13 protein-coding genes are annotated in these 24,805 nt (G+C 68.6%); all 13 read left to right on the top strand.

The window, feature by feature from the left end:
* Nucleotides 1-4: 4 nt before the first annotated feature.
* Nucleotides 5-3,382 (top strand): maltose alpha-D-glucosyltransferase, encoded by a 3,378-nt coding sequence (gene treS / locus WG924_RS11820; RefSeq protein WP_345933225.1) that lies wholly within the window; start codon nucleotides 5-7, stop codon nucleotides 3,380-3,382.
* Nucleotides 3,363-5,768: a 1,4-alpha-glucan branching protein GlgB gene (gene glgB, locus WG924_RS11815; protein WP_345933224.1), complete on the top strand. Its 2,406-nt coding sequence runs from the start codon at nucleotides 3,363-3,365 to the stop codon at nucleotides 5,766-5,768. The genes treS and glgB overlap by 20 nt, the downstream gene beginning before the upstream one ends.
* A 6-nt stretch (nucleotides 5,769-5,774) precedes the next feature.
* A complete protein-coding gene (gene glgX / locus WG924_RS28235) occupies nucleotides 5,775-9,737 on the top strand; it encodes a glycogen debranching protein GlgX (RefSeq protein ID WP_372044693.1) in 3,963 nt (1,320 codons plus the stop codon).
* Nucleotides 9,724-11,712 (top strand): 4-alpha-glucanotransferase, encoded by a 1,989-nt coding sequence (malQ, locus tag WG924_RS11800; RefSeq protein WP_345933223.1) that lies wholly within the window; start codon nucleotides 9,724-9,726, stop codon nucleotides 11,710-11,712. Before glgX ends, malQ begins: the two co-directional genes overlap by 14 nt.
* Entirely contained in the window at nucleotides 11,709-14,555 is a 2,847-nt protein-coding gene (gene treY, locus WG924_RS11795; RefSeq protein WP_345933222.1) for a malto-oligosyltrehalose synthase, read from the top strand. Before malQ ends, treY begins: the two co-directional genes overlap by 4 nt.
* Before the next feature lie 121 nt (nucleotides 14,556-14,676).
* Complete coding sequence (locus tag WG924_RS11790) at nucleotides 14,677-17,103, top strand: glucose/quinate/shikimate family membrane-bound PQQ-dependent dehydrogenase (RefSeq protein ID WP_345933221.1); 2,427 nt, start codon at nucleotides 14,677-14,679, stop codon at nucleotides 17,101-17,103.
* Nucleotides 17,096-18,112: a cytochrome c oxidase subunit II gene (coxB, locus tag WG924_RS11785; protein ID WP_345933220.1), complete on the top strand. Its 1,017-nt coding sequence runs from the start codon at nucleotides 17,096-17,098 to the stop codon at nucleotides 18,110-18,112. Before WG924_RS11790 ends, coxB begins: the two co-directional genes overlap by 8 nt.
* The gene (locus WG924_RS11780) at nucleotides 18,109-20,631 is read left to right on the top strand and encodes a cbb3-type cytochrome c oxidase subunit I (protein ID WP_345933219.1); all 2,523 of its coding nucleotides are present in this window, start codon (nucleotides 18,109-18,111) and stop codon (nucleotides 20,629-20,631) included. Before coxB ends, WG924_RS11780 begins: the two co-directional genes overlap by 4 nt.
* An 82-nt stretch (nucleotides 20,632-20,713) precedes the next feature.
* Nucleotides 20,714-21,076, top strand: coding sequence for a transmembrane prediction (locus tag WG924_RS11775; protein ID WP_345933218.1), 363 nt, complete (start codon nucleotides 20,714-20,716; stop codon nucleotides 21,074-21,076).
* Nucleotides 21,076-21,774, top strand: coding sequence for a cytochrome c oxidase assembly protein (locus tag WG924_RS11770; RefSeq protein WP_345933217.1), 699 nt, complete (start codon nucleotides 21,076-21,078; stop codon nucleotides 21,772-21,774). The genes WG924_RS11775 and WG924_RS11770 overlap by 1 nt, the downstream gene beginning before the upstream one ends.
* Nucleotides 21,771-22,907: a c-type cytochrome gene (locus WG924_RS11765; RefSeq protein ID WP_345933216.1), complete on the top strand. Its 1,137-nt coding sequence runs from the start codon at nucleotides 21,771-21,773 to the stop codon at nucleotides 22,905-22,907. The genes WG924_RS11770 and WG924_RS11765 overlap by 4 nt, the downstream gene beginning before the upstream one ends.
* A 67-nt stretch (nucleotides 22,908-22,974) precedes the next feature.
* Nucleotides 22,975-23,418: a hypothetical protein gene (locus WG924_RS11760; protein ID WP_345933215.1), complete on the top strand. Its 444-nt coding sequence runs from the start codon at nucleotides 22,975-22,977 to the stop codon at nucleotides 23,416-23,418.
* 632 nt (nucleotides 23,419-24,050) lie between these two features.
* Nucleotides 24,051-24,668 carry a sigma-70 family RNA polymerase sigma factor gene (locus WG924_RS11755; protein ID WP_345933214.1) on the top strand — a complete coding sequence of 206 codons (618 nt, stop codon included), beginning with the start codon at nucleotides 24,051-24,053 and terminating at the stop codon, nucleotides 24,666-24,668.
* Nucleotides 24,669-24,805: the final 137 nt, after the last annotated feature.

The following is a 24,805-nucleotide window of genomic DNA, read 5'->3' as shown; positions in this document are numbered from 1 at the left end:
CCGCATGTCGCCTGCCACGCCGAAGACCTCGTCCCCGCGCGGGCATCCGGCCGATCCGCTCTGGTACAAGGACGCGGTCATCTATCAGTTGCACGTGAAGTCGTTCTTCGACGGCAACAATGATGGTATCGGCGACTTCGTCGGCCTGATCAGCCGGCTCGACTACATCGCCGATCTGGGCGTCGATACCATCTGGCTGCTGCCGTTCTATCCCTCGCCCCTGCGCGACGACGGCTATGACATCGCCGATTATCGCAACGTCAACCCGGATTACGGCACGCTGGCCGAGTTCCGCCGCTTCGTGACCGAAGCCCATGCCCGCGGCATGCGGATCATCACCGAACTGGTGATCAACCACACCTCCGACACCCATCCCTGGTTCCAGCGCGCCCGCAAGGCGAAGCCGGGATCGGCGCATCGCAATTTCTATGTCTGGTCCGATGACGACCGCAAATTTCCCGAAACCCGGATCATCTTTCTCGACACCGAGAAATCGAACTGGACCTGGGATGCCGAGGCCGGGGCCTATTACTGGCACCGGTTCTATTCTCATCAGCCCGATCTGAATTTCGACAACCCGCGCGTGCTCGACGCGGTGCTCAGCGTGATGCGCTTCTGGCTGGATATGGGCGTCGACGGCCTCCGGCTCGACGCCGTGCCCTATCTGATCGAGCGCGAGGGCACCAACAACGAGAACCTGCCCGAGACCCACGAGGTTCTGAAGAAGATCCGCAGCCATCTGGACGCGCATTACAGCGACCGGATGCTGCTGGCCGAGGCCAATCAATGGCCGGAAGACACCCAGGAATATTTCGGCGCCGGCGACGAGTGCCACATGGCGTTCCATTTCCCGCTGATGCCCCGGATGTATATGAGCATCGCCCAGGAAGACCGCTTCCCGATCACCGACATCATGCGCCAGACGCCGGAGATTCCCGATGGCTGCCAATGGGCGATCTTCCTGCGCAATCACGACGAACTGACGCTGGAGATGGTGACCGAGACCGAGCGCACCTTCCTGTGGGAAACCTATGCCTCCGACCGCCGCGCCCGGATCAATCTGGGCATCCGCCGCAGGCTGGCGCCGCTGCTGGAACGCGACCGCCGGCGTATCGAGCTGATGCACAGCCTGCTGCTGACCATGCCCGGCACCCCGGTGCTGTATTATGGCGACGAGATCGGCATGGGCGACAACGTCCATCTGGGCGACCGCGATGGCGTGCGCACGCCGATGCAGTGGTCGCCCGACCGCAATGGCGGGTTCTCGCGCGCCGACCCGGAACAACTGATCCTGCCGCCGATCATCGGTCCGCTTTACGGCCATGCCGCGGTCAATGTGGAAACCCAGCTCCGCGACAGCCATTCGCTGCTGCACTGGACCCGGCGCATGCTTCAGGTGCGCCGCCGCTTCCGGGCCTTCGGACGCGGCCGGCTGGATTTCCTCTATCCCGGCAACCGGCGGGTTCTGGCCTATCTGCGCGGCGATGACGACGCCACCATCCTCTGCGTCGCCAATCTGTCGCGCACCGCCCAGGCGGTGGAACTGGATCTGTCGCGCTATCAGGGGCATGTGCCGGTGGAACTGGTCGGCGGCGCCACTTTCCCGCCGATCGGCCAGTTGCCCTACCTTTTGACCTTGCCGCCATATGGTTTTTACAGCTTTGAGTTGCAACCCGAGGCGGATGCCCCGGCCTGGCACCAGCCGGCCCCCGATCCGCTGCCCGATTACCAGACCTTCGTGTTGCGCCATGGTCTGGCGCAGTTGATCGACGATCCGCATCGCCAGCGTCTGACCCATGACGTGCTGCCGGCATGGCTGGCGAAACGGCGCTGGTTCGCGCAGGCTGACGGCATCGCCGCCGATGCCGTCAGCCTGGGCTTCGTGGAACCGCTGCCCGGCAGCGACGGCGCCATCCTGATGGCCGGGGTCGATGTCCGCCATGGCGATGGCGGCCAGGACCGGCACATCCTGCCGCTGGGCATCCTGTGGGATGCCGATCGCGCCGACGCCTCGTCGACGGCGGTGCGGCTGGCCCTGGCGCGGGTGCGCCAGACCGCCCGCGTCGGGCTGCTCACCGACGGCTTCGCGCTGGAAAGCTTCGCCCGCGCGGTCATTGCCGGCATTGCCGCCGATAGCGCCGTGGATGCCGGCGGGGACGCCAGCGGGGCGAATGCCGGCGCGGCGGGCCTCAAACCCGTGGCCGGTTCCGACGAGGCGCGGCAGGTCGCCGCATCGATCGCGCCCGATGCGCCGGTGCGCTGGCTTGGGACCGAGCAGACCAACAGTTCGCTGATCATCGGCGAGACCGCCATGATCAAGCTGATCCGCCGTTTCGCCCCCGGCATCAATCCGGAAGCCGAAATGGCCCGCCATCTCACCGCCGCCGGCTATGCCGGCGTCGCCGACTTCCTGGGCGAGCTGGTCTGGCAGGGCGGTCAGAACGGCCATGGCGGCAACGATCGGGGCGGCACCATAGCCGTGGTGCAGCGCTTCATCCGCAATCAGGGCGATGGCTGGGGCTGGACCACCGACCAGCTTGCCCGGGCGCTGGATGCCCTGCACACCAGCGATCATGACCGGCTGGAGGATGTCGTCTCGGGCATCCGCGATCTGGCCGCCACCATCGGCCGGCGGCTGCGCGATCTGCATGACGTGCTTGCGCGGCCATCCGACGACCCCGATTTCGCGCCGGAGACCGCCGATCCCGCCACCGCCGATGCCTGGATGGCGCGGATGGCCGACGGGCTGGATGCGGCCTTCGCGATCATCGCCCGCCAGGAGGCGGGCGAGGGCTGGGCCGGCGCCGACGATGCCGCCGCCGCACGGCTGGTGCTGGACCGCCGCGACCGGCTGACCGCGCGGATGGCCGACCTGGCCCGCCAGGGCGTCGGCAGCCCCCTGACCCGCATCCATGGCGATTTCCATCTGGGTCAGCTTCTGGTCGCGATGGGCGATGTGGTGCTGATCGATTTCGAAGGCGAGCCCAGCCGGGCGCTGGCCCTGCGCCGGGCCAAGGACAGCCCGTGGCGCGACGTCGCCGGGCTGTTGCGCTCGCTCGACTATGTCACCGCGATGCCGTTGAAGGATGCAGGCGCCGGCATCGGCAGCGGCGTCGAGCCGGGGGACGCCACGCTGTGGCTGGCCCGTCTGCACCGCGATGCCGCGGCCGCCTTCCTCGCCGCCTATCTGGGCCGCGAAGGCGATCCCGCCGCCCCTGACATGCCGCCGCTGCTCGACCTGTTCCTGCTCGAAAAGGCCGCCTATGAGGTGGCCTATGAAGCGGACCACCGGCCGCACTGGCTGTCTCTGCCGGTCCATGGTCTGGCCCGCATCACCAAGCGCCTTTGCCCGGAGAGCGATGATGTCGCACGCCCCGACTGATCCCCATGCCCACGCTGCCCCGGCGCATGGCAGCGCGGGTGCCGACCTCAGGGCCACAGACCTTGGGGCCACCGACCTTGAAGCCACCAACTTTGACAGCGGCCGCCGCCCGCCCGTCGACCATGGCACCCTGGACGCGCTGGCCGAGGCCCGCCACGGCGACCCTTTCGCCGTGCTGGGGCCACGAGCCGATCCCGACGGCGGCATGCGCATCGTCACCATTCAGCCAGATGCGCTGTCGGTGGCGGTGGTCGCCGCCGATGACGGCCACGAGCTGGGCCGGCTCGACCGGCTGCACGCCGCCGGCATCTTCGGCGGCACGGTGCCGCAGACGGCGTCGGCGGGGGGTGCGGCGGGCGGCTATCGCCTGCGCCTGACCACGGCTGCCCAGAGCGTGCTGGACGTCGAGGATCCCTATCGCTTCGGTGCGCTGCTGGGCGATCTGGACCTGCATCTGATCCATGAAGGCCGGCATCTGGATCTGGCGGAGGCACTTGGCGCACACGTCACCACCATCGACGGCGTCGACGGCGCCCGCTTCGCGGTCTGGGCGCCAAATGCCCGCCGGGTGTCGGTGATCGGCGATTTCAACGGCTGGGATGGACGGCGCCTGCCGATGCGGCTGCGCCATGCGGCGGGTGTGTGGGAGCTGTTCGTGCCCGGCGTCACCGCCGGCCGGCTGTACAAATACGAAATCCTCGACGCCAACGGCCAGATCCAGTTGAAGGCCGACCCCATGGCCCAGGCGACCGAAATGCCGCCGGGCACCGCCTCGATCGTGCCCGATCCCACGCCCTTCACCTGGACCGATGACGGCTGGATGGCCCGGCGTGGCGAGGCGCAGGCCGCCACGGCGCCGATCTCGGTCTATGAACTTCATGCCGCATCCTGGTATCGCGCGGCCGATGGCAGCCATCCCGACTGGGACGGGCTCGCCGACCGGCTGATCCCCTATCTCTCGACGCTCGGCTTCACCCATGTCGAGCTGCTGCCGGTGATGGAACATCCCTTCGGCGGATCATGGGGGTATCAGCCGCTGGGGCTGTTCGCGCCCACGGCCCGCTTCGGCCGGCCGCGCGGCTTCGCGCGCTTCGTCGACCGCTGCCATGGCGCCGGCATCGGCGTGATCCTCGACTGGGTGCCGGCGCATTTCCCGTCGGACCCGCATGGTCTGGCCCGGTTCGACGGCACCGCCCTCTATGAACACGCCGACGAACGCGAGGGCCGCCACCGCGACTGGAACACGCTGATCTATAATTTCGGCCGGCGCGAGGTCTCGGGCTTCCTGATCGCCTCGGCGCTCTATTGGCTGGAGCGCTATCACATCGATGGCATCCGGGTCGATGCCGTGGCCTCGATGCTCTATCGCGATTACAGCCGCGATGCCGGCGAATGGGTGCCCAACATCCATGGCGGGCGCGAGAATCTGGAAGCGGTCGCCTTTCTGCGCCAGATGAACCAGGCCATCGGCGCGCGCGTGCCCGGCGCCATCACCATCGCCGAGGAAAGCACCGCCTGGCCGGGCGTCACCGCACCGATGGACGAGGATCCGAACGGCACCAGTCTGGGCTTCAGCTACAAATGGAATATGGGCTGGATGCACGACAGCCTGGAGTATATGGCGCAGGATCCCATCCATCGCCGCTTCCATCATGGCTCGCTCACCTTCAGCCTGGTCTATGCCTGGTCGGAACGCTATGTCCTGCCGCTGTCGCATGACGAGGTGGTGCATGGCAAGGGCTCGCTCTATGGCCGGATGCCCGGCGACGACTGGCAGAAACGCGCCAATCTCCGGGCCTATTTCGCCTTCATGTGGACCCATCCGGGCCGCAAGCTGATCTTCGCCGGCGGCGAACTCGGCAACCCGCGCGAATGGAACCACGACGCCTCGACGCCCTGGGATCTGCTCGACAATCCCGGCCATCGCGGCATTCAGAGGGTGGTCGCCGATCTCAACCGGCTCTACACGCGGGAGCCGGCCCTGCACCGCGCCGACGACCAGCCGTCGAGCTTCCTGTGGCTGGTCGGCGACGACGCCGCCAACAGCGTCATCGCCTATATCCGCCGCACCGGTGAAGACGACCCGGAGCCCGACATTCTGGTGGTCGCCAACCTCACCCCGGTGCCGCGCCATGATTACCGCATCGGCGTGCCGACGGCCGGCCTGTGGCACGAGATCCTGAACACCGATGCCACCGATTATGGCGGCAGCGGCATGGGCAATGGCGGCCAGGTGATGGCGCTGGAGGAACCGTCCCATGGTCGGCCGGCCTCGCTGTCGCTGACCCTGCCGCCGCTCGCGACCCTGCTGCTCCGCCATGGTCCCGGCATCGGTCGCGGCCCCCTTCCCAGTCATACCGACGACAGCCCCGTCCAGGAAAGGTGACGCCTCATGCCGGCACCCGCCGATCGCCTGCTCCCCGGACGTCCCTGGCCGCTTGGTGCCACATGGGACGGGCTGGGGGTGAATTTCGCCGTGTTCTCAGGCAATGCCAGCCGGATCGACCTGTGCCTGTTCGACGCGCAGGGCCGCCGGCAGCTTGCCTGCCTGACCCTGCCCGAATGCACCGACGAGGTCTGGCACGGCTATCTGCCCGATGCCGGAGAAGGCGTCGTTTACGGATATCGCGCCCATGGGCCCTATGATCCCGAACGCGGCCACCGTTTCAATCCCAACAAGCTGCTGCTCGACCCCTATACCCGCCAGATCCGGGGGCGGCTGCGCTGGTCGGATCATCTGTTCGGCTATAATCTGCGCTCGCCGCGCCGCGATCTGTCGTTCGACCGTCGCGACAGCGCCCCGGCGATGCCGAAATCGGTGGTCACCGTCGATACCTTCGACTGGGGCGACGACCGGCCGCCGCAGGTGGCGTGGCGCGACACGGTGATCTATGAAGCGCATCTGCGCGGCATCAGCATGCTGCGCGACGATCTGCGCGCCCATGAACGCGGCAGCTTCGCGACCCTCGCCGACCGCCGGTTCATCGATCATCTTCAGGGGCTGGGGGTCACGGCCGTGGAATTGCTGCCGGTGCATGCCTTCGTGCATGACCGCCGGCTTCAGGACATGGGGCTGAAGAATTACTGGGGCTATAACAGCATCGGCTTCTTCGCGCCGGACCCGGCCTATCTTGCCACCGACACCCTGAACGAGATGCGGGTGGCGATCCGCAAGCTGCATGCCGCCGGCATCGAGGTGATCCTCGACGTGGTCTACAACCACACCGCCGAGGGCAGCGAGCTTGGCCCCACGCTCAGCTTCCGCGGGCTCGACAATGCCAGCTATTACCGGCTGGTGCCGGGGGCGGAACGGCACTGCATCAACGATACCGGCTGCGGCAACACGCTCAACCTGTCGCATCCCCGCGTGTTGCAGATGGTGATGGATTCGCTGCGCCACTGGGTGACGCATTATCATGTCGATGGCTTCCGCTTCGATCTGGGCGTCACGCTGGGCCGGGAAGGCACCGGCTTCGACCCCGGCTCGGGCTTTTTCGACGCGATCATTCAAGATCCCGTGCTGTCGCGGGTGAAGCTGATTTCCGAGCCCTGGGACACCGGCCCCGGCGGCTATCAGCTTGGCAACCATCCGCCGCCCTTCGCCGAATGGAACGACCGCTATCGCGACAGCCTGCGCCGCTATTGGCGCGGCGATCCGGGGCAGATCAGCGCCCTGGCCGGCGGGCTTGCGGGGTCGAGCGACGTTTTCGATCATCGCCATCGCCTGCCCTCGGCCTCGATCAATTTCGTCACCGCCCATGACGGCTTCACCCTGCGCGATCTGGTCTCGTATGCCGAAAAGCACAACGAGGCCAATGGCGAGGGCAATAATGACGGCCATGGCGAGAACATCTCGGCCAATTGGGGCGCCGAGGGGCCGACCGACGACCCGGTGATCGAGGACACCCGCGCCCGGCTGCAACGGGCGATGCTGGCGACGCTGCTGGTCTCGCAAGGCACGCCGATGCTGCTGGGCGGCGATGAATTCGGCCGCAGCCAGCAGGGCAACAACAACGCCTATTGCCAGGACAACGAGATATCCTGGATCGACTGGACCCGGCTCGACACGCCGGCCGGCGCCTCGCTTGCCCGCTTCACCGCGCGGATGGTGGCCATCCGCCGGCGATTCGCGGTGCTGCGCAGCCGGCGGTTTCTGCATGGCACTGAACATTATGCCTATGGCCTGTCCGATATCGCCTGGTTCGGCACCGACGGCCAGCCGGCGACGGATGACGCCTGGAACGACCCTGAAACCCGCGCCGTGGCGCTCAGCCGCGTCGGCCCGTCGGATATAGACCCGGACCGGCTGGATGTGGTGCTGCTGCTGTTGAATGCCGGCGCCGACGATGCCGTGTTCACCCTGCCTTATGCCGGTCTGGGCGATCACGGGCTGCATTGGCGGCTGCTGGCCGACAGCGCCGATGCGGCGCTGGAGGAAACCCATGTCACCGGCGGTCCGATGACGGTGGCCGCGCGCAGCCTGCGCCTGCTGGCGGCCGATCTGCCGCGTGATCCGCCGCCCGAATGGCGCTTCGGCCACCCGCTGCCGGCCGGGGCCGAACTGCTCGCCGCCGACCGCACCCGATTCCGGTTGTGGGCGCCCGATGCCGGCACGGTGTCGCTTCTGCTCGATGGCCGCGCGCCGCAGCCGATGCAGCCGGCGGGCGATGGCTGGTTCGAGCTGACCGCCGATTGCGGCGCCGGCAGCCGCTATCACTATGGCATCGGCGATGCCGGCCAGGGCGATCGGGTGCTGGCGGTGCCCGACCCGCTGTCGCGTTTCCAGCCCGACGACATCCACGGGCCGTCCGAGGTCGTCGACCCGCGCGCCTTCGCCTGGCGTCATGGCGACTGGCAGGGCCGCCCCTGGCACGAGGTGGTGCTGCTGGAGGTTCATGTCGGGTTGTGGGGCGGCTTCGCCGGCGTCACCCAGCGGCTGCGCGAGGTGGCGGCGATGGGTTTCACCGCCATCGAACTGATGCCGGTGAACGATTTCCCCGGCAGCCGCAACTGGGGCTATGACGGTGTGCTGCCCTTCGCACCCGACAGCGCCTATGGCCGGCCCGAGGCGCTGAAGACCCTGATCGACACCGCGCACGGCCTGGGGCTGATGGTGTTCCTGGATGTGGTCTACAACCATTTCGGCCCGGACGGGAACTATCTGGGCGCCTATGCGTCGGGCTTCTTCCGCGACGACATCGACACCCCCTGGGGCCGGGCGATCGATTTCCGCCGGCCCGAGGTGCGGCAGTACTTCACGCAGAACGCCCTGTACTGGCTGATGGAATACCGCTTCGACGGCCTGCGTTTCGATGCCGTCCACGCGATCAGCGAGGCCGACTGGCTGGACGAATGCGCGCAGATCGTCCGCCGCGCGGTCGAGCCCGGCCGCCATGTCCATCTGGTGCTGGAGCATGACGAGAATATCGCCGCCCATCTGGGCGAGGGCCGCTATGACGCGCAGTGGAACGACGACGCCCATCACGTGCTGCATGTGCTGCTGACCGGCGAGACCGACGGCTATTACGCCGATTACGCCCAGGATCCGGCGGACAAGCTGGCGCGCGCGCTGGCCGAGGGCTTCGTCTATCAGGGCCACCCGTCATCCTATCGCGACGGCACGCCGCGCGGCCAGCCCAGCGGCCATCTGCCGCCCACCGCCTTCGTCAATTTCATCCAGAACCACGACCAGATCGGCAACCGCGCCTTCGGCGACCGGATGACCACGCTGGCCGATCCGGACGCCCTGGCGGCGGCGATCGCGCTGCTGCTGCTGTCGCCGCCGATCCCGCTGATGTTCATGGGCGAGGATTGGGGCAGCACCCGGCCCTTCCTGTATTTCACCGACCACAACGACGCGTTGGCGCCGCTGGTGCGCGACGGGCGGCGGCGCGAATTCGCCCGGTTCAGCCGCTTCGCCGACGACCACAGCCGCGCGCGTATCCCCGACCCCAACGCGCCGCTGACCTTCGAGACCTCACGCGTCGAGCCCGACGATGCCGATGACGGCGCGGCCCGGGCACGCCGCGCGCTGGTCGCCGGCCTGCTGGCACTGCGGGCGCGCGAGATCATGCCGCGCCTGCCCGGCGCCGCCTCGATCGGTGCCGAGGCGATCGGCCCGGCGGCGGTGCGCGCCCGCTGGCGGCTGGGCGACGGCCAGATCCTGACCGTGCTGTGCAATCTGGGCACCGAGCCGGTCGCCCTTCAGGGCCGTCCCGATGGCCGCTGGCTCTATGTCGTGCCCGGCGCGATCGACGCGCTGGAAGCGGGCGAACTGCGCCCCAGCACCAGCGCCGTCATCCTGTCGGACCCCACCCCGTCAGATCCGGAGGGCGCCGCCGATGAAGGATCGTGACACCGCGCTCGCAGCCCTCGCCACCGCCGCCGGCATCGCCACCGCCTGGGAGGATGCCGCCGGCCAGCCCCATGAGGTATCGCCCGACACGCTGCGCGCGCTGCTGGCGGTGCTGGACCTGCCCGCCGGCTCGGTGGCCCAGATCCGCGAAAGCCACGACCGCCTCGCCCGCGAACCGGTGGCGCCGTCACAGGTGCCACCACTGGCCGCGCCGGTGCCCGATCGCTGTTTCAGCCTCGCCGATGCCACCGGCGCCGGCGACCCCAGGCACGGCGACCCCAGGCTGTGGGGCATCGCCGCGCAGCTCTACGGTCTCAGGCGCCATGACGGCGCCGGGTACGCGGCGGGACGGCACGGGGCGACACATGGCGATCTCGGCTGCGGCGATACCACGGCGCTCGCCAGCCTGGCCCGCGCCGCCGCCGCCCAGGGTGCCGCCTGTATCGGCGTCAGCCCGGTGCATGCGCTGTTCGATGCCGACCCGTTGAGCTACAGCCCCTATTCGCCGTCGAGCCGGCTGTTCCTGAACACCATGATCATCGATGCCGATGCCATCGCCGGCGCGGACGAAACCGCCCGCAGCCTCGACCGGCTGGGCCTTGGAGCCGAGGCACGGCGCGTGGCGGCGGAACCGCTGATCGACTGGCCGGCGGTGGCACGTGTCAAGCAGGCGGTGATGCACGATCTGCTGGCCCGCCATGGCGCGCGGATCGAGGCCGACCCCGATTACCGTGGCGTCATCGCCGCCGGCGGTGACGCCCTGGCCGACCATGCCCGGTTCGAGGCGATCGACGCCCATATGCGCGCCACCCACGGTGCCGACGGCCATACCCCCCATGGCTGGCGCGGCTGGCCCGAAGCATTCCGCGATCCGCGCTCGCCGGCCGTGGCGGCCTTCGCCCGCGACCATCAAGGCGCCGTGGCGCGGGCGCAGATGCTGCAATGGCAGGCGAGCCGGGGCCTCGGCGCCGCCCATCAGGCCGCGCGCGATGCCGGCATGCCCGTGGGGCTGATCGCCGATCTGGCGATCGGCGTCGATGGCAGCGGCGCCCAGGCGTGGAGCCATCAGGACCAGATGCTGATCGGCGCCACCATCGGCGCGCCGCCCGATCTGTTCAACCCGCTGGGCCAGAACTGGGGGCTTGCCGCCTTTTCACCCCGCGCGCTCGCCGCCAGCGGTCATGCCGCCTATATCCAGATGCTGCGCGCCGCCCTGCGCCATGCCGGCGGCATCCGCATCGACCACATTCTGGGGCTGATGCGGCTGTGGCTGATCCCCGAGGGTGCGGCCCCCGCCGAGGGCGCCTATCTGCGCTATCCCCTGCAGGATCTGCTGCATGCGACGGTGCTGGAATCGCGCCGCCACAACGCGGTGGTGATCGGCGAGGATCTGGGCACCGTGCCGGCGGGCTTCCGCGACATGCTTGGCGCCCATGGCATTCTGGGCACCCGGGTGCTGTGGTTCGAACGCGACGCCGGCGGCGATTTCCTGCCGCCCGATCGCTGGGAGCGGCCGGTGGTCGCCACCGCCACCACCCATGACCTGCCGACCACCGCCGGCTGGTGGGCCGGCGCCGATATCGACTGGCGCGAGCGTCTGGGCCTGTTCGGCCCGGGTGAGACCGCGGAAAGCCTGCGCGAACTGCGCGCGCTGGACCGGAGCCGGCTGTGGTCGGCGCTGGGCGCCGCCGGCAGTGTCGATGGCATCGCGCCCGCGCCACATGCCTCCGCAGATCCAGTAATTGATGGAACACTCAACTTTTTGGGGCAAACCCCGACGCCGCTGGTGCTGGCGCCGCTGGAGGATCTGGCCGGTCTGGGCGATCAGCCCAACCTGCCCGGCACCATCGCCGAGCACCCCAACTGGCGCCGACGGATGCCCGCCCCGGTGCCCGATCTGCTTGAAACCCCGGCCGCGCGCCGGCGGCTGTCGATGCTTCGTGCCGGCCGCCGTCCCGAAGGTGACCCGTCATGATCCACCCCCGCGCCACCATGCGCCTGCAATTCCACAGCGGCTTCACCTTCGACGATGCCGTGGCGATCGTCGACTATATGGCCCGGCTGGGCATCAGCCATGTCTATGCCTCGCCCATCCTGACCGCGCGGCGCGGGTCCACCCATGGCTATGACGTGGTCGACCCCACCCGGGTCAGCGACGCGCTCGGCGGCCGCGACGGCCTTGAACGGCTGGTGGCCGCGCTGCGCCGCCACGATATGGGGCTGATCGTCGACATCGTGCCCAACCACATGGCGGTGGGGGCTGAAAACCCATGGTGGCTGGACGTGCTGGAGAAAGGCGAGGCCAGCCCCCATGCCCGGGTGTTCGATATCGACTGGCGGTCGCCCGATCCGCGCCTGCGGGGGGCCGATCCGCGCCTGCGAGGCCAAAAAGTCCACGCCCCCTTCCTTGGCAGCGATTACGACACGGCGCTGGCCAATGGCGATATCCGACTGGATTACGACCGCGACGCCGGCCGGTTCTTCATCGATGTTCACGGCAACCGCTTTCCCGTCCGGGCCGAGGATCACGACCTGCTGATCGGCGCCGACCGCCATGGCGCCGCCACCGAAGACACCATCGCCACGGTGCTGGCCGATTTCCGCGAACCCGAAAGCGGCCCGCGCGCCCTGCACCGCCTGCTCGACCGCCAGCATTACCGGCTGGCCTGGTGGCGCACGGCGGCCGACGAGGTCAACTGGCGGCGGTTCTTCGATATCGGCGAACTGGCGGCGGTGCGCGTCGAGGATCCGGCGGTGTTCGAGGCCACCCACGCCACGATCTTCGACCTGTATGCCGCCGGCCTGATCGATGGCCTGCGCATCGACCATATCGACGGTCTGGCCGATCCCGGCGCCTATTGCCGGATAGTGCGGGCACGGCTGGACCACCTGCGCGGCAAACGGCCCCAAACCGCCCGCGCCCACGCCCCGCTGATCCTGGTCGAGAAGATCCTGGCGGCCGGCGAGCGGCTGCCCGAAGACTGGCCGGTCGACGGCACCACCGGCTATGATTTCATGAACGACGTGTCGTGCCTGCTGCACGACCCGTCGGGCCGGGGGCCGCTGCGCCGTTTGTGGACAGAGATCACCGCCAGCGCCGGCGATGCCACCAGCCCGGGCGCCCCCCTCGACGAACTGGCCCTCGCCCGCCGGCAGATGCTGGCCACCGCCTTCGACAGCGATCTTGAGCGCTGCGTGCGGGCCTTCACAGATCTGGCGCAGAGCCGCCGTCGCGACCGCGACATCACCCGCGCCGCCATCCGCCGGGTGCTGATCGAGGTGCTGGCACAGTTCCCGGTCTATCGGATCTATGATGACGGCCAGGGCCACAGCGCCGCCTGCGACGCCACCATCGCCTTCGCGGTCGATCAGGCCCGTCCCCATGTCGTGGCTGGCGACCGGCTGACGCTGGAGCGGCTGGCCGACTGGCTGCATGGCGGCAGGGCGGTGGAACAGGGCGGGATCGATGCGGCATCCGAGGCCGGCGAGGGTGCTGCCGCATCCCCCGCCGATCTGCGCCGGATCGCCTTGATCCGGTTCCAGCAGTTGACCGCGCCCCTGGCCGCGAAAGCCGTGGAAGACACGCTGTTCTATCGCGTGGCGCCGCTGCTGTCGTGCAACGAGGTCGGCGCCGACCCCGATGCGCCGACCCTGACGCCCGAAGACTTCCACGCTGTCTGCCTGGAGCGGCAGGCGCGCCACCCGCGCGGGCTGCTGGCCACCGCCACCCACGACCACAAGCGCGGCGCCGATGCCCGGATGCGCATCGCCGTGCTCAGCCAGATGACCGATGAATGGGCGCAGACCCTGCGGGCGTGGCGGCGGATGAACGCGCCATTGCGGCACGGACACGAGGTCGATGGCCAGGGCGATCCCGGCGACGGCACGCTGACGGCCCCCCATCCGGCCGACGAGGTGATGCTGTATCAGACCCTGATCGGCGTCTGGCCCGAGGGCACCGACAGCACCGCCGACAGTCTGGCCGCGGTGGCGGCCGATATCCTGCCCAGGGTGGAAGGCTGGCTGGTCAAGGCGCTGCGCGAAGGCAAGCGCCGGTCGAACTGGGTGGTGCCCGACACGGCCTATGAAGCCGCCTGCACGGCGTTCCTGCGCGCCATTCTGGGGCCGGAGGCGCAGTTTCCGGCGGCACTCGACCGGTTCGTGCGCCGGCTTGCCCCCGCCGCCCTGATCAACAGCCTGACCCAGTGCGTGCTGCACACCACCACCCCCGGCATCCCCGACATCTATCAGGGCACCGACGTGATGGATCTGTCGCTGGTCGACCCCGACAATCGCCGGCCGGTCGATCACGAGGCGCTGGCGGGCCTGCTGAACCAGCAGATCCCGCCCGATCACCTGATCGAGATGCCGCGCGATCATGGCGCCGCCAAACAGGCGGTGCTGGCGGCCATCCTGGCCTTGCGGGCGCGCGACCCGCTGCTGTTCACTCAAGGCGCATATCGGCCATTGACCGCGACCGGCCCCGCCGCCGCCCATGTCCTGGCCTTCGCCCGCCAGCACGACCCTGACACGCAACACGGCCCTGAGACGCAACACGCCCCTGAAACCGGCCAGCCGGGGCCGATCGGCCATGTCATCGTGCTGGTCTCGCGCCTCGCCGACCGCCTGCTGCCCGAAGGCGGTCTGCCGCTGGTACCGCGTGAAGGCTGGGCCGATACGCTGATCGAGGTCCCCGACGATCTGGCCGGCCATCACCACGACGCGCTGACCGGCGAAAGCATCGGGCTTACCGCCGGCGGCGTCGCGGTCGCAGGGCTGCTCGCCCGGCTGCCGGTGGCGGTTCTGGTCAGCGGCTGACCTCCGCCTCACGACCACGTCATGCATGAGCCGGCATTTTCCGCGACCGGTTGTGGAACCTGCGCGTGGCCAACCCGGTTGACCGGGCAGACGCGCCCCCACCCCGACGCGGAGACAGCCCATGCCCGAGATCCCCACCCATCGGCGATCGACCCTGCTGGTCCTGACCGCGCTGGTGTTTCTGATCATCGGTCTGGGTCTGGTCGCGGCCGGCGGCTGGCTGGCGGCGCATGGTGGCTCCTGGTACTACGTCGCCGCCGGGCTGGGCTTCCTGATCGTCGCATGGCTGCTGTTTCGCGGCCACGCCGCCGCGCTCTGGACCTATGCCCTGCTCACCCTGGCATCGCTGGTCTGGGCGGTCGGGGAAGTGGGGCTCGACTGGTGGCAACTGGCGCCGCGCGGCGACGTCATCGTGGTGCTGGGGCTGTGGCTGGCGATGCCGTGGACGACCCGGCGGCTGGGTGTGCGGGCGCTGGCGCCACGGGCTTTGCCGCTGCCGCTGGCTCTGGCGGCCACCATCGTCGTGGCGGTGATCGCCATGGCCGTGCCGTCGCATGGCATCGATGGCCGCCTGCCCATGCAGGCCGTGGCCGATGTCCCACCCGACAGCGGCGGCGTGCCGGCCGGCGACTGGCACGCCTATGGCCGCACGCAAGGCGGCCAGCGTTACAGCCCGCTCGACCAGATCACGCCGCAGACCATCGACCGGCTGGAAGTCGCCTGGACCTATCATACCGGCGATGTCCGCAAGCCCACCGACCCCAACGAGACCACCTATCAGGTCACGCCGCTGAAGGTGGGCGACACGCTCTATCTGTGCACGCCGCATAATTACGTCATCGCGCTGGATGCGGTGACCGGCCGGGAGCGCTGGCGCTATGACCCCGCGGTGCCCGACAGCGCCAACCGCCAGCACCTCACCTGCCGGGGTGTGTCATACCATCTGGGCGACGCCGCCGACCCCGCCACGCCCCCCGACCAGCAGGCCCCCTGTGTGGCCCGGATCTTCATGCCCACCGCCGATGCCCGGCTGATCGCGCTGGATGCCCGCACCGGCGACGTCTGCCGCGATTTCGGCGAGAACGGCGCCATACAATTGTGGCGCGGCATGCCGAACCTGAAGGAAGGCTTCTATTATTCCACCTCGCCGCCGGTGGTGACGCGGGAGCTGATCGTCATCGGCGGCGCGGTCAACGACAATGTCTCGACCAGCGACCCCTCGGGCGTCATCCGCGCCTATGACATCGACAATGGCGCGCTGGTGTGGAATTTCGACACCGGCAATCCCGATGCCACCCAGCCGATCGAGGATGGTCGGACCTATACCGAGAACTCGCCCAACAGCTGGTCGATCGGCAGCGTCGACGAAGCGCTGGGGCTGGTCTATCTGCCGATCGGCAACCAGCCGCCCGACCAGTGGGGCGGCCGCCGGTCCGACAGCGTCGAGCGGTTCTCATCCTCGGTCACCGCCCTCGATCTGGCCACCGGTCAGGTGCGCTGGGTGTTCCAGGCCGTGCATCACGATCTGTGGGACCGCGACGTGCCGGCCCAGCCGACCCTGATCGACCTGTCGATGCCGAACAACCCGCGCGCCCGGCCCGACGGCACGGTGCCGGCGCTGGTTCAGCCCACCAAGCAGGGCGACATCTTCGTGCTCGACCGCCGCACCGGCGATCCGCTGCTGCCGGTGACCGAAGAACCGGCCCCGCAGGGGGCGGCCGAGGGCGACCATACCGCCCCCACCCAGCCGGCATCGGCCCTGTCGTTCCGCCCGCCACCGCTTCAGGAACGCGACATGTGGGGCGCCACCATGTTCGATCAGCTCGCCTGCCGCATCCGCTATCGCAGTCTCGATTACGACGGCGCCTATACCCCGCCCTCGGTGCGCGGCACCCTGGTCTATCCGGGGAATTTCGGGGTGTTCAACTGGGGTGGCGTCGCGGTCGATCCGGAACGACAGGTGGTGTTCGCGACGCCGGCCTATCTCGCCTTCGTCATCCGCCTGATCCCGCGCGACAACGACACCGAGACCTATGTCTCCGACGGCCCCCCCGGCCTGAACGAGAATTTCGGCGCGCCCTTCGCGGTCGATATCGGCCCGATGCTGTCGCCGCTGGGTCTGCCCTGTCAGGCGCCGCCCTGGGGCTATGTCGCCGGCGCCGATCTGCGCACCGGCGACATCGCCTGGATGCGCCGCAACGGCACGGTCCGCGACCGCGCGCCGGTGCCGCTGCCCTTCGAGATGGGCGTGCCCGATCTGGGCGGGCCGCTGATCACCGCCGGCGGCACCGCCTTCATCAGCGGCACGATCGACAATTACGTCCGCGGCTATGACCTGGAAACCGGTCGCAAGCTGTGGGAAGACCGCCTGCCCGCCGGCGGTCAGGCAACGCCGATGAGCTATCTGGGCCGCGATGGCCGGCAATATCTGCTGGTGGTGGCCGGCGGCCATGGCTCGCTCGGCACCGATGCCGGCGATGCGGTCATCGCCTATACGCTACCGGAAAACCTGGCGCTGCCGGACAGCGAGGCGTCGCCGAATGGCTGACCGCCCGGATCGCAGGCGATATCTGATCGCTATTGGTGTATCAGCCGTCATATTACTGACTGGCGGTTGCACCGGCATTCAATCGACGCTGGACCCGGCCGGCATCGGCGCCGAACGGGTGGCGTCGCTGTTCTGGGTGATGCTGACCGGTGCCGGCATCATCTGGGTGATGGTGATGGCGATCGCCATCCATGCCGCCCGCCGCAAGCGCCCGATCAGCCTGTTCACCGCCAAGCGGTTCATCATCGCCATGGGCGCCATCTTTCCAACCGTGGTGCTGACCGCGCTGCTGGTCCATGGGCTGCGGCTGATGCCCGAACTGCGCACGGGCGGCGGCGATCTGACGATCGAGGTGGTGGGCGAACAGTTCTGGTGGCGGGTGGTCTATCACCCGCCCGCCGGCCATCCGGCCGCCGGCACGCCGGTGGTGTCGGCCAATGAACTCCGCCTGCCGGCCGGGGCCGAGGTCGATCTGGTGCTGAACAGCCCCGATGTGATCCACTCGTTCTGGATCCCGGCGATCGGCGGCAAGATCGACATGATCCCTGGCCGCACCACCCGGCTGACGCTGAAGCCGACCAGACCGGGCATCTATCGTGGCGCCTGCGCGGAATTCTGCGGCACCGCCCATGCCCTGATGGCGTTGACGGCCGAGGTGATGCCGCAGGCCGATTTCGACCGCTGGCTGGCCGATCAGGCCGGCCCCGCGCGGACCCCGGCCCCCGGCACGCCGGCCGCGCGCGGGGCCCGAGTGTTCGCCGATCAGGGCTGCGGCGCCTGCCACAGCGTGCGCGGCACCGAAGCCCAGGGCAGGATCGGCCCCGATCTCACCCGGATCGGCGGGCGCCACAGCATCGGCGCCGGCATCCTACCCAACACACCCGCGCGCATGGCCGATTTCATCAGCGCCACCACCACGGTCAAGCCGGGGGTGCTGATGCCGCCCTATGGCATGCTGGCGCCGCAGGCCCTGGCCGACCTCTCAGCCTATCTGGAGAGCCTGGAATGACCGCGCACGACCAGCAGCAGCGCCAGGACGACGACGATCCGCGGCTGGCCCAGGCGGCGCGGCTCCGGCGGGCCTGGCTCACGCCGCGCGGCTGGCGCTACTGGTCGGCGGTCAACAACACCGAGGTCGGCGTGTGGTACAGCGTCACCGCCTTCTTCTTCTTCCTGTTCGCGGGCGTGCTGGCGCTGGTGGTGCGCGCGCAGCTTGCGGTGCCCGACAACGATCTGGTGACGCCGGGTTTCTACAACCAGTTGTTCACCCTGCACGGCACGATGATGATGTTCCTGTTCGCCGTGCCGATCTTCGAGGCGGTGGCGATCCTGATCATGCCGCAGATGCTGGCGGCGCGCGATCTGCCGTTTCCCCGGCTGTCGGCCTTCGGCTTCTGGTGCTTCGTCATCGGCGGCGTGTTCGTCGCCGGGTCGATCTTCTTCGGGGCGGCCCCCGACAGCGGCTGGTTCATGTATCCGCCGCTGGCGACCAACAAGGACACCGCCGGCATCGGCGCCGATATCTGGCTGCTGGGTCTGTCGTTCATCGAGATCGCCTCGATCGCGGCGGCGGTGGAACTCATCGTCGGCGTGCTGAAATGCCGGCCGCCGGGCATGCGCATCCATCTGATGCCGCTCTATTGCTGGTATGTGCTGATCGTCGCCGGGATGATCCTGTTCGCCTTCCCGCCGCTGATCGCCGGCGACATCCTGTTCGAAGCCCAGCGCCTGCTCGACTGGCCGTTCTTCGATCCGGCGCGCGGCGGCGATCCGGTGCTGTGGCAGCATCTGTTCTGGATCTTCGGACATCCGGAAGTCTACATCATCTTCCTGCCCTCGATCGCGCTGATGGCGATGATCGTGCCCACCTTCGCGCAGACCCCGATCGTCGGCTATGGCTGGATCGTGCTGGCCGCCGTCGGCACCGGCTTTCTCAGCTTCGGCCTGTGGGCGCATCACATGTTCACCATCGGGCTGCCGGCGATTTCGCTGGGCTTCTTCTCGGCGGCATCGGAAGCCGTGGCGATCCCGACCGGTGTGCAGATCTTCGTGTTCCTGGCCACCATGCTGGCGGGGCGGGTGATCTTCGCGGTGCCGATGCTCTATGCGGCGGGTTCGCTCGCGATCTTCGTCTTCGGCGGCCTGACCGGGGTGATGGTCGCCATCGCGCCCTTCGACTGGCAGGCCCACGACACCCATTTCATCGTCGCCCATCTGCACTACACCCTGATCGGCGGCATGTTCTTTCCGCTGATCGGCGGCCTGTATTATTTCTATCCCTTCGTCGCCAAGAAGATGCTGTCGGACCGGCTGGGCAGATGGGCCTTCTGGCTGATGTTCGCGGGCTTCAACATCACCTTCCTGCCGATGCATTTCACCGGCCTGCGCGGCATGCCGCGTCGGGTGTTCACCTATCCGGCCGGCCATGGCTGGGACTGGCTGAACCTCGTCTCCTCCGTCGGCGCCTTCGTGATGGCGGCGGGGGTGCTGGTGGTGGTGTGGGATCTTCTGCGCCCAGGCAAGCGCGCCGCCCCGCCCAACCCGTGGAAGGCCGGCACACTGGAATGGTCGACCATGGACGACGAGGCCTGGGGCGTGCGGTCGGTGCCCCATGTCACCAGCCGCTATCCCCTCTGGGACCAGCCGGGGATTTCCGACGAGATCGACCAGGGCCGCGGCTATCTGCCCGATGCCGCCGCCGGCCGGCGGGAAACCCTGATCACCAGCGTGCTGGATGCCGAACCCGAACAGGTGCTGCGCCTGCCGGCCAATTCGTTCCTGCCGATGCTCGCCGCCATCTTCGTCGGCTTCTCGTTCATCGGCGCCACCTTCCACTGGTGGATGCCGGCGCTGATATCGGGGGTGATCGGCATCGGCGTGATCATCGTCTGGCTGTGGACCGGCACCGCCCGCATTCCTGAGGCCGCCACCATCGATGCCGGGCGCGGGCTGACGCTGCCGCTCTATGGTTCGGGCCCGCGATCCGTCGGCTGGTGGGCGATGTTCATCACCATGGTCGGCGACAGCACCGCCTTCGCCAGCCTGATCTTCGGCTATTTCTTCTATTGGACCATCCACACCGATTTCCCGCCCGCCGGCACCACCGGGCCGGGGCAGGTCTGGCCGGCGATCGCCGGGCTGCTGGCGGTGATCGCCTGGGGCCTCACCCTCGCCGCGCGCCGCGCCAACACCGCAGGACTTGGTGCGCGCACCCGTGCGGCCCTGGTTCTGGCCGCCGCCGCGGCACTGGGTTCGGGCGCGGCGCTGGTGATGGCCATCACCATGACCGGGCTCGATCCGGCGGCGCATGTCTATGACGCCACCGTCTGGGTGATCGCGCTGTGGACGGCGCTGCATCTGGTGGTGGGGGTGATCATGCAGCTCTATTGCTGCGCGCGCAGCCATGCCGGCCATCTGAGCGCCACCCACGACATCGACCTTCAGAACATCGTGCTCTACTGGCATTTCGCAGTCATCACCGCCGTGGTCACTGTCGCGGTGACCGGCCTGTTCCCGCTGGCCAGTTGACGATGCCCCCCACCCGAAGCCCCACCCTCACCCGAAGACCCACCCCGACCCGAAGAAGACGAGGCCCAAGGACCGGATCATCATGCTGACCAGACCAGACCGCGCCAATCTGATCACGCTGATCGCACCGCCCACGGTCTGGGCGCTGCATTTCCTGTTCGCCTATGTCTTCGCCGCCATCGCCTGTGCCAAGGGCTGGGATCTGGGCGTGGTGCGTCTGGCCATCGCCATCGCCACCGGGCTGGCGCTGGTGTTCATTCTGGCGGCGGCCGTGGCCGCGCACCGCTATACCGGCTTCAGCATGGAGACCAGCCCCCACGACGCCCCCACGCTGAAAGACCGCCGGCGCCAGATGGGGGCGGCGACCTTTCTGGTCGCGGCGCTCAGTTTCGTCGCGGTGATCTATAGCGGCCTGCCGGCCGTGTTCATGACGGATTGCCGGTGATGGCCGCGCCGATACCCCGCGCCACGCCATCATCGGCATCGGTGCGCCCGCCCGTCGCCATCTGGCTGCCGGTGGCGGCCGGGCTGGTCGTGCTGGCGGCGTTGTGGGCGGGGCCGCTGGCGCGGGCCTCGGCCACGTCCTTCGCCGCCCATATGGCGGTGCATATGGGGCTGGTCACAATCGTGGCGCCGCTGATCGCCATCGGCATCGCCGGCAGCCGGTATGATCCGACCCCGCGTCATCCGCGTCTGTTCGGGCCGCTGCCGGCCTCGCTGGTCGAATTGCTGGTGGTCTGGGGCTGGCATGCGCCGCTGCTGCATGGCTGGGCGCGCACAAGCGGCACCGGCTATATCCTTGAACAAGGCAGCTTTCTTGCCGCCGGCCTGCTGGTCTGGATCGCCTGTCTGGGCCGGGGCGCGCGCGGGCCCCGGGGCCAGAGCCTGCTGGGCACGCTGGGCCTGCTGCTCACCTCCATTCACATGACCCTGCTCGGCGCGCTGATCGCCTTCGCCGGCCGGCCGCTCTATACCCATGCGCTCAGCGGGCTGCACGGCACCGATGTCGATCCGCTCGCGGTCATCGCCGACCAGCAGTTCGGCGGCATCATCATGCTGTTGATGGGCGGGGCGGCCTATCTGGCCGGCGGCGTGGTGCTGATGGCGCGGATGTTCCGCCAGACCGGGGAGACGGCATCATGAAGATCCATATCCGCCATCTGGCCTCGGGGCTGGTCGTGCTTGCCGCCGTGGTCACCATCGGGCTCTGGGTCGGGCTGATGCCGATTTCGGCCAGTTCCGGGCATTGGCGGATCACCAGTTGGTTCCTGCACTGGGTGATGCAGAATTCCGTGCGGTTGAACGCCATGTCGGTGGAAGAACCCGCCATCGTCGACGACCCGGCGCTGGTCCGGCGCGCCGCCGGGCATTTCGAGGCGTCCTGCCGCTTCTGCCATGGCGCACCGGGCAAGGCCACCGGTCCCGTGCCCTATCAGATGACCCCGGCGCCGCCGGGCCTGGGCAATTCCGCCGATGCCTGGACGCCGGCGGAATTGTTCACCATCGTCAAACATGGCGTGAAGTTCAGCGGCATGCCGGCCTGGCCGGCGCCGCCGCGCGATGACGAGGTCTGGGCGATGGTCGCCTTTCTGCGCGCCCTGCCCGAGATGGACGAGGTCAGCTACGACCGGTTGCGGGGCGCCACCGCACCGGCGCTACCAGCCGCCGATGCGGCAGACGGCGCCGATCCGGCCCTGGCCGGCTGCGTCGCCTGTCACGGCATTGATGGCGGCTCGGATGGCGGTGCGTTTCCGGTGATCGGCGGCCAGTCGGCCGACTATCTGGCCACCAGCCTCGCCGCTTATCGCGATGGCCGGCGCGGCTCAGGGATCATGCAATTGGCGGCAAGCGGGCTCAGCGACGACGAGATCGCCCGCCTCGCCCGGCATTACGCCGGCCGGCGGCCACAACAGCCGGCGCAGCCGGCCGCCGTGCCGGATGACGTCCGCCGGCAGATCGCCGACCGTGGCGGCGCCATCGCCGCCGACGGTCTGCCCGATCAGCGGGTACCGGCCTGTGGCAGTTGCCATGGCGGGATTGTCGTCGATGGCGCCGTCACGCAACCGCGCCCCGGCTTTCCGCGCCTCACCGGTCAGGACCGGGCCTATCTGGAAACCCAGCTATATCTGTGGCGCGCGGCCGTGCGCGGCGGCGGCAGCCATGCGCATCTGATGGCCCGCGCCGCCCACGGTCTGACCGACGCCGACATCGCGGCGGTGGCCGCCTTCTATGCCGGCGCCGGCGACCGTGGAACACGCTTGTCCGCAAGCCGTTGACAGAGTACAGGCCCCTGCCGGAAGTGAGGCCCATACGGAAAGTCGGGGGCCGCAGCGGAGTTGCCACATGTCTGACACAAGCCCGTCCCGCGACCCCCAGCCCTCCCGTGACCCACGGACCACCCGGCCGGCCGGCGAACATCTGGCGCCACTCTCGCCCGCATCGGCTCCGCCTGCATCGGGCCCACCCAATGCGGCCCAGCTCCGCGACCGCATCGACCGTGGCGACACCGGCGATAAGGTGCCGCTGGTCGATCCGGCCGCGGCCGGCCTGGGCACCGACGACGAGGCCGCGGGCGCGCCACCCGATGCCGCGGCGGCCGGCGCCGCGATGGCGGAGGAAACCCGCGGGCGCCCCGATCCGGTGAACGCCCCGGGCTTGAGCGGCGACCGCTTCGCGCGCCATGGAGGCGGCCGGCCGCGCCGGGTTCCGCGCGGGCTGATCGTCGTCGCCGTCCTGACAATATTATTTATATGTGTCGTCGTCCTGGTCGAAGCGCTGGTGCGCTGAGGGACACCTGGACGGCGCCTGTTCCACCACCCGGCATGCACCACTCACCCGCTTTGAAACGGCCGCAGCCTGCCGGCGCCCAACCGGCGGGCTGCGGCCGTTTCGCGCGTGAGAGCCTGCCGCGCGCGCCGGGTCCGGCATATGGTACATCGCACCTCACCGTCCCGCCGGCCGCACGACACCCCGCCCACAAGGTTAATACCGGGCGCGTCGAAATCAATGCGCCGCCCGCCATACATACGTCAGGTGCGCACCTGTGGCATTAATGCAGATTAAAGAACCTCGGGGCTTTTGCGGCTAGGGTTGTTGAGAAATCCACGGGAACCACTACCTCTTGAACAGCTCACGAAGCAATTCGCATAAGATGTGTTTCACGGACCACCGGTGAAATTGGCTCAGGTGAGGAAAGAGTCAATTTTAACCAATTACGACACCGGGTCATTTGCACGCATCACTCCGCAACCACCCGTTGGAACAGGGAGGACACACGGATGCCACGACAACCAGTGCAGACTGATCTGACCTCGACGACCGGGCAATCACCCGCCGGTCGCGTTGCGGTGTTCCAACGCAGGAGCAGGCCAACGCCATCCAGTGCATCTGACGCGACAAGCAACGGACAAAGGCCACGCATGATGGAACAACATCAACCATCTCTCCAGGACGAGCCCACTCTCCATGATGAGATCGTCAATCTGATCCCGTCCCTGCGCGCCTTCGCTCGATCCCTGACCCGCAGCCCGTGCGAAGCCGATGATCTGGTGCAGGAAACGCTGACCAAGGCGATCGCCAACGCCCGTCAGTTCACCGCCGGTACCAATCTCCGCGCCTGGCTGTTCACCATTCAGCGCAATACATTCTACACCTTGTATCACAAGCAGCAGCGCGAGCCGGTTCTGGTGGTCGAAGACCTGCCCGGTGTGCATGTGAAGCCCTCGCAGGAATGGTCGCTGAAGCTGCGGCTGGTCGACGAGGCGGTGCAGAAGCTGCCACCCGATCAGCGCGAGGCGCTGATGCTGGTCGGTGGTGGTGGCATGAGTTATGAGGAAGCGGCCGAGATCTGCGGTTGCGCCCTCGGCACGATCAAGAGCCGGGTCAGCCGGGCGCGGACCGCTCTGCTGCGCCTGCTCGACAGCGACGACGAGCATGATTTTCTTGATGACGTGGTCGGCGGCAGCAGTCGGCGGCACGACCGCCTGACGACGCGCGAACAGAACCAGCCCGCCAGGCCGGGGATCGCCGACAGCTAAGGCTGTCGGCGGCCCGGCCGCCTTCTTCATCTTCTTCTTCTCCGCCCCCTGCTTCTTCTGCTGCCGGATCATCTACAACAGCAGGAAACCTTTTCTTGCCCGAGCAGTTGTTCCTCCTGACATCACGAGCCGGCGGC

This window comes from Tistrella arctica (genome assembly GCF_039630945.1).
Classification (GTDB): domain Bacteria; phylum Pseudomonadota; class Alphaproteobacteria; order Tistrellales; family Tistrellaceae; genus Tistrella; species Tistrella bauzanensis.
The sequence above is the reverse complement of the archived record's forward strand: the minus strand, read 5'-3'. Positions and strand labels throughout refer to the sequence as shown.

Coding starts and splice junctions, on each gene's coding strand:
- treS (WP_345933225.1), top strand. CDS start 5: ATGTCGCCTGCCACGCCGAAGACCTCGTCCCCGCGCGGGCATCCGGCC.
- glgB (WP_345933224.1), top strand. CDS start 3,363: ATGTCGCACGCCCCGACTGATCCCCATGCCCACGCTGCCCCGGCGCAT.
- glgX (WP_372044693.1), top strand. CDS start 5,775: ATGCCGGCACCCGCCGATCGCCTGCTCCCCGGACGTCCCTGGCCGCTT.
- malQ (WP_345933223.1), top strand. CDS start 9,724: ATGAAGGATCGTGACACCGCGCTCGCAGCCCTCGCCACCGCCGCCGGC.
- treY (WP_345933222.1), top strand. CDS start 11,709: ATGATCCACCCCCGCGCCACCATGCGCCTGCAATTCCACAGCGGCTTC.
- WG924_RS11790 (WP_345933221.1), top strand. CDS start 14,677: ATGCCCGAGATCCCCACCCATCGGCGATCGACCCTGCTGGTCCTGACC.
- coxB (WP_345933220.1), top strand. CDS start 17,096: ATGGCTGACCGCCCGGATCGCAGGCGATATCTGATCGCTATTGGTGTA.
- WG924_RS11780 (WP_345933219.1), top strand. CDS start 18,109: ATGACCGCGCACGACCAGCAGCAGCGCCAGGACGACGACGATCCGCGG.
- WG924_RS11775 (WP_345933218.1), top strand. CDS start 20,714: ATGCTGACCAGACCAGACCGCGCCAATCTGATCACGCTGATCGCACCG.
- WG924_RS11770 (WP_345933217.1), top strand. CDS start 21,076: ATGGCCGCGCCGATACCCCGCGCCACGCCATCATCGGCATCGGTGCGC.
- WG924_RS11765 (WP_345933216.1), top strand. CDS start 21,771: ATGAAGATCCATATCCGCCATCTGGCCTCGGGGCTGGTCGTGCTTGCC.
- WG924_RS11760 (WP_345933215.1), top strand. CDS start 22,975: ATGTCTGACACAAGCCCGTCCCGCGACCCCCAGCCCTCCCGTGACCCA.
- WG924_RS11755 (WP_345933214.1), top strand. CDS start 24,051: ATGATGGAACAACATCAACCATCTCTCCAGGACGAGCCCACTCTCCAT.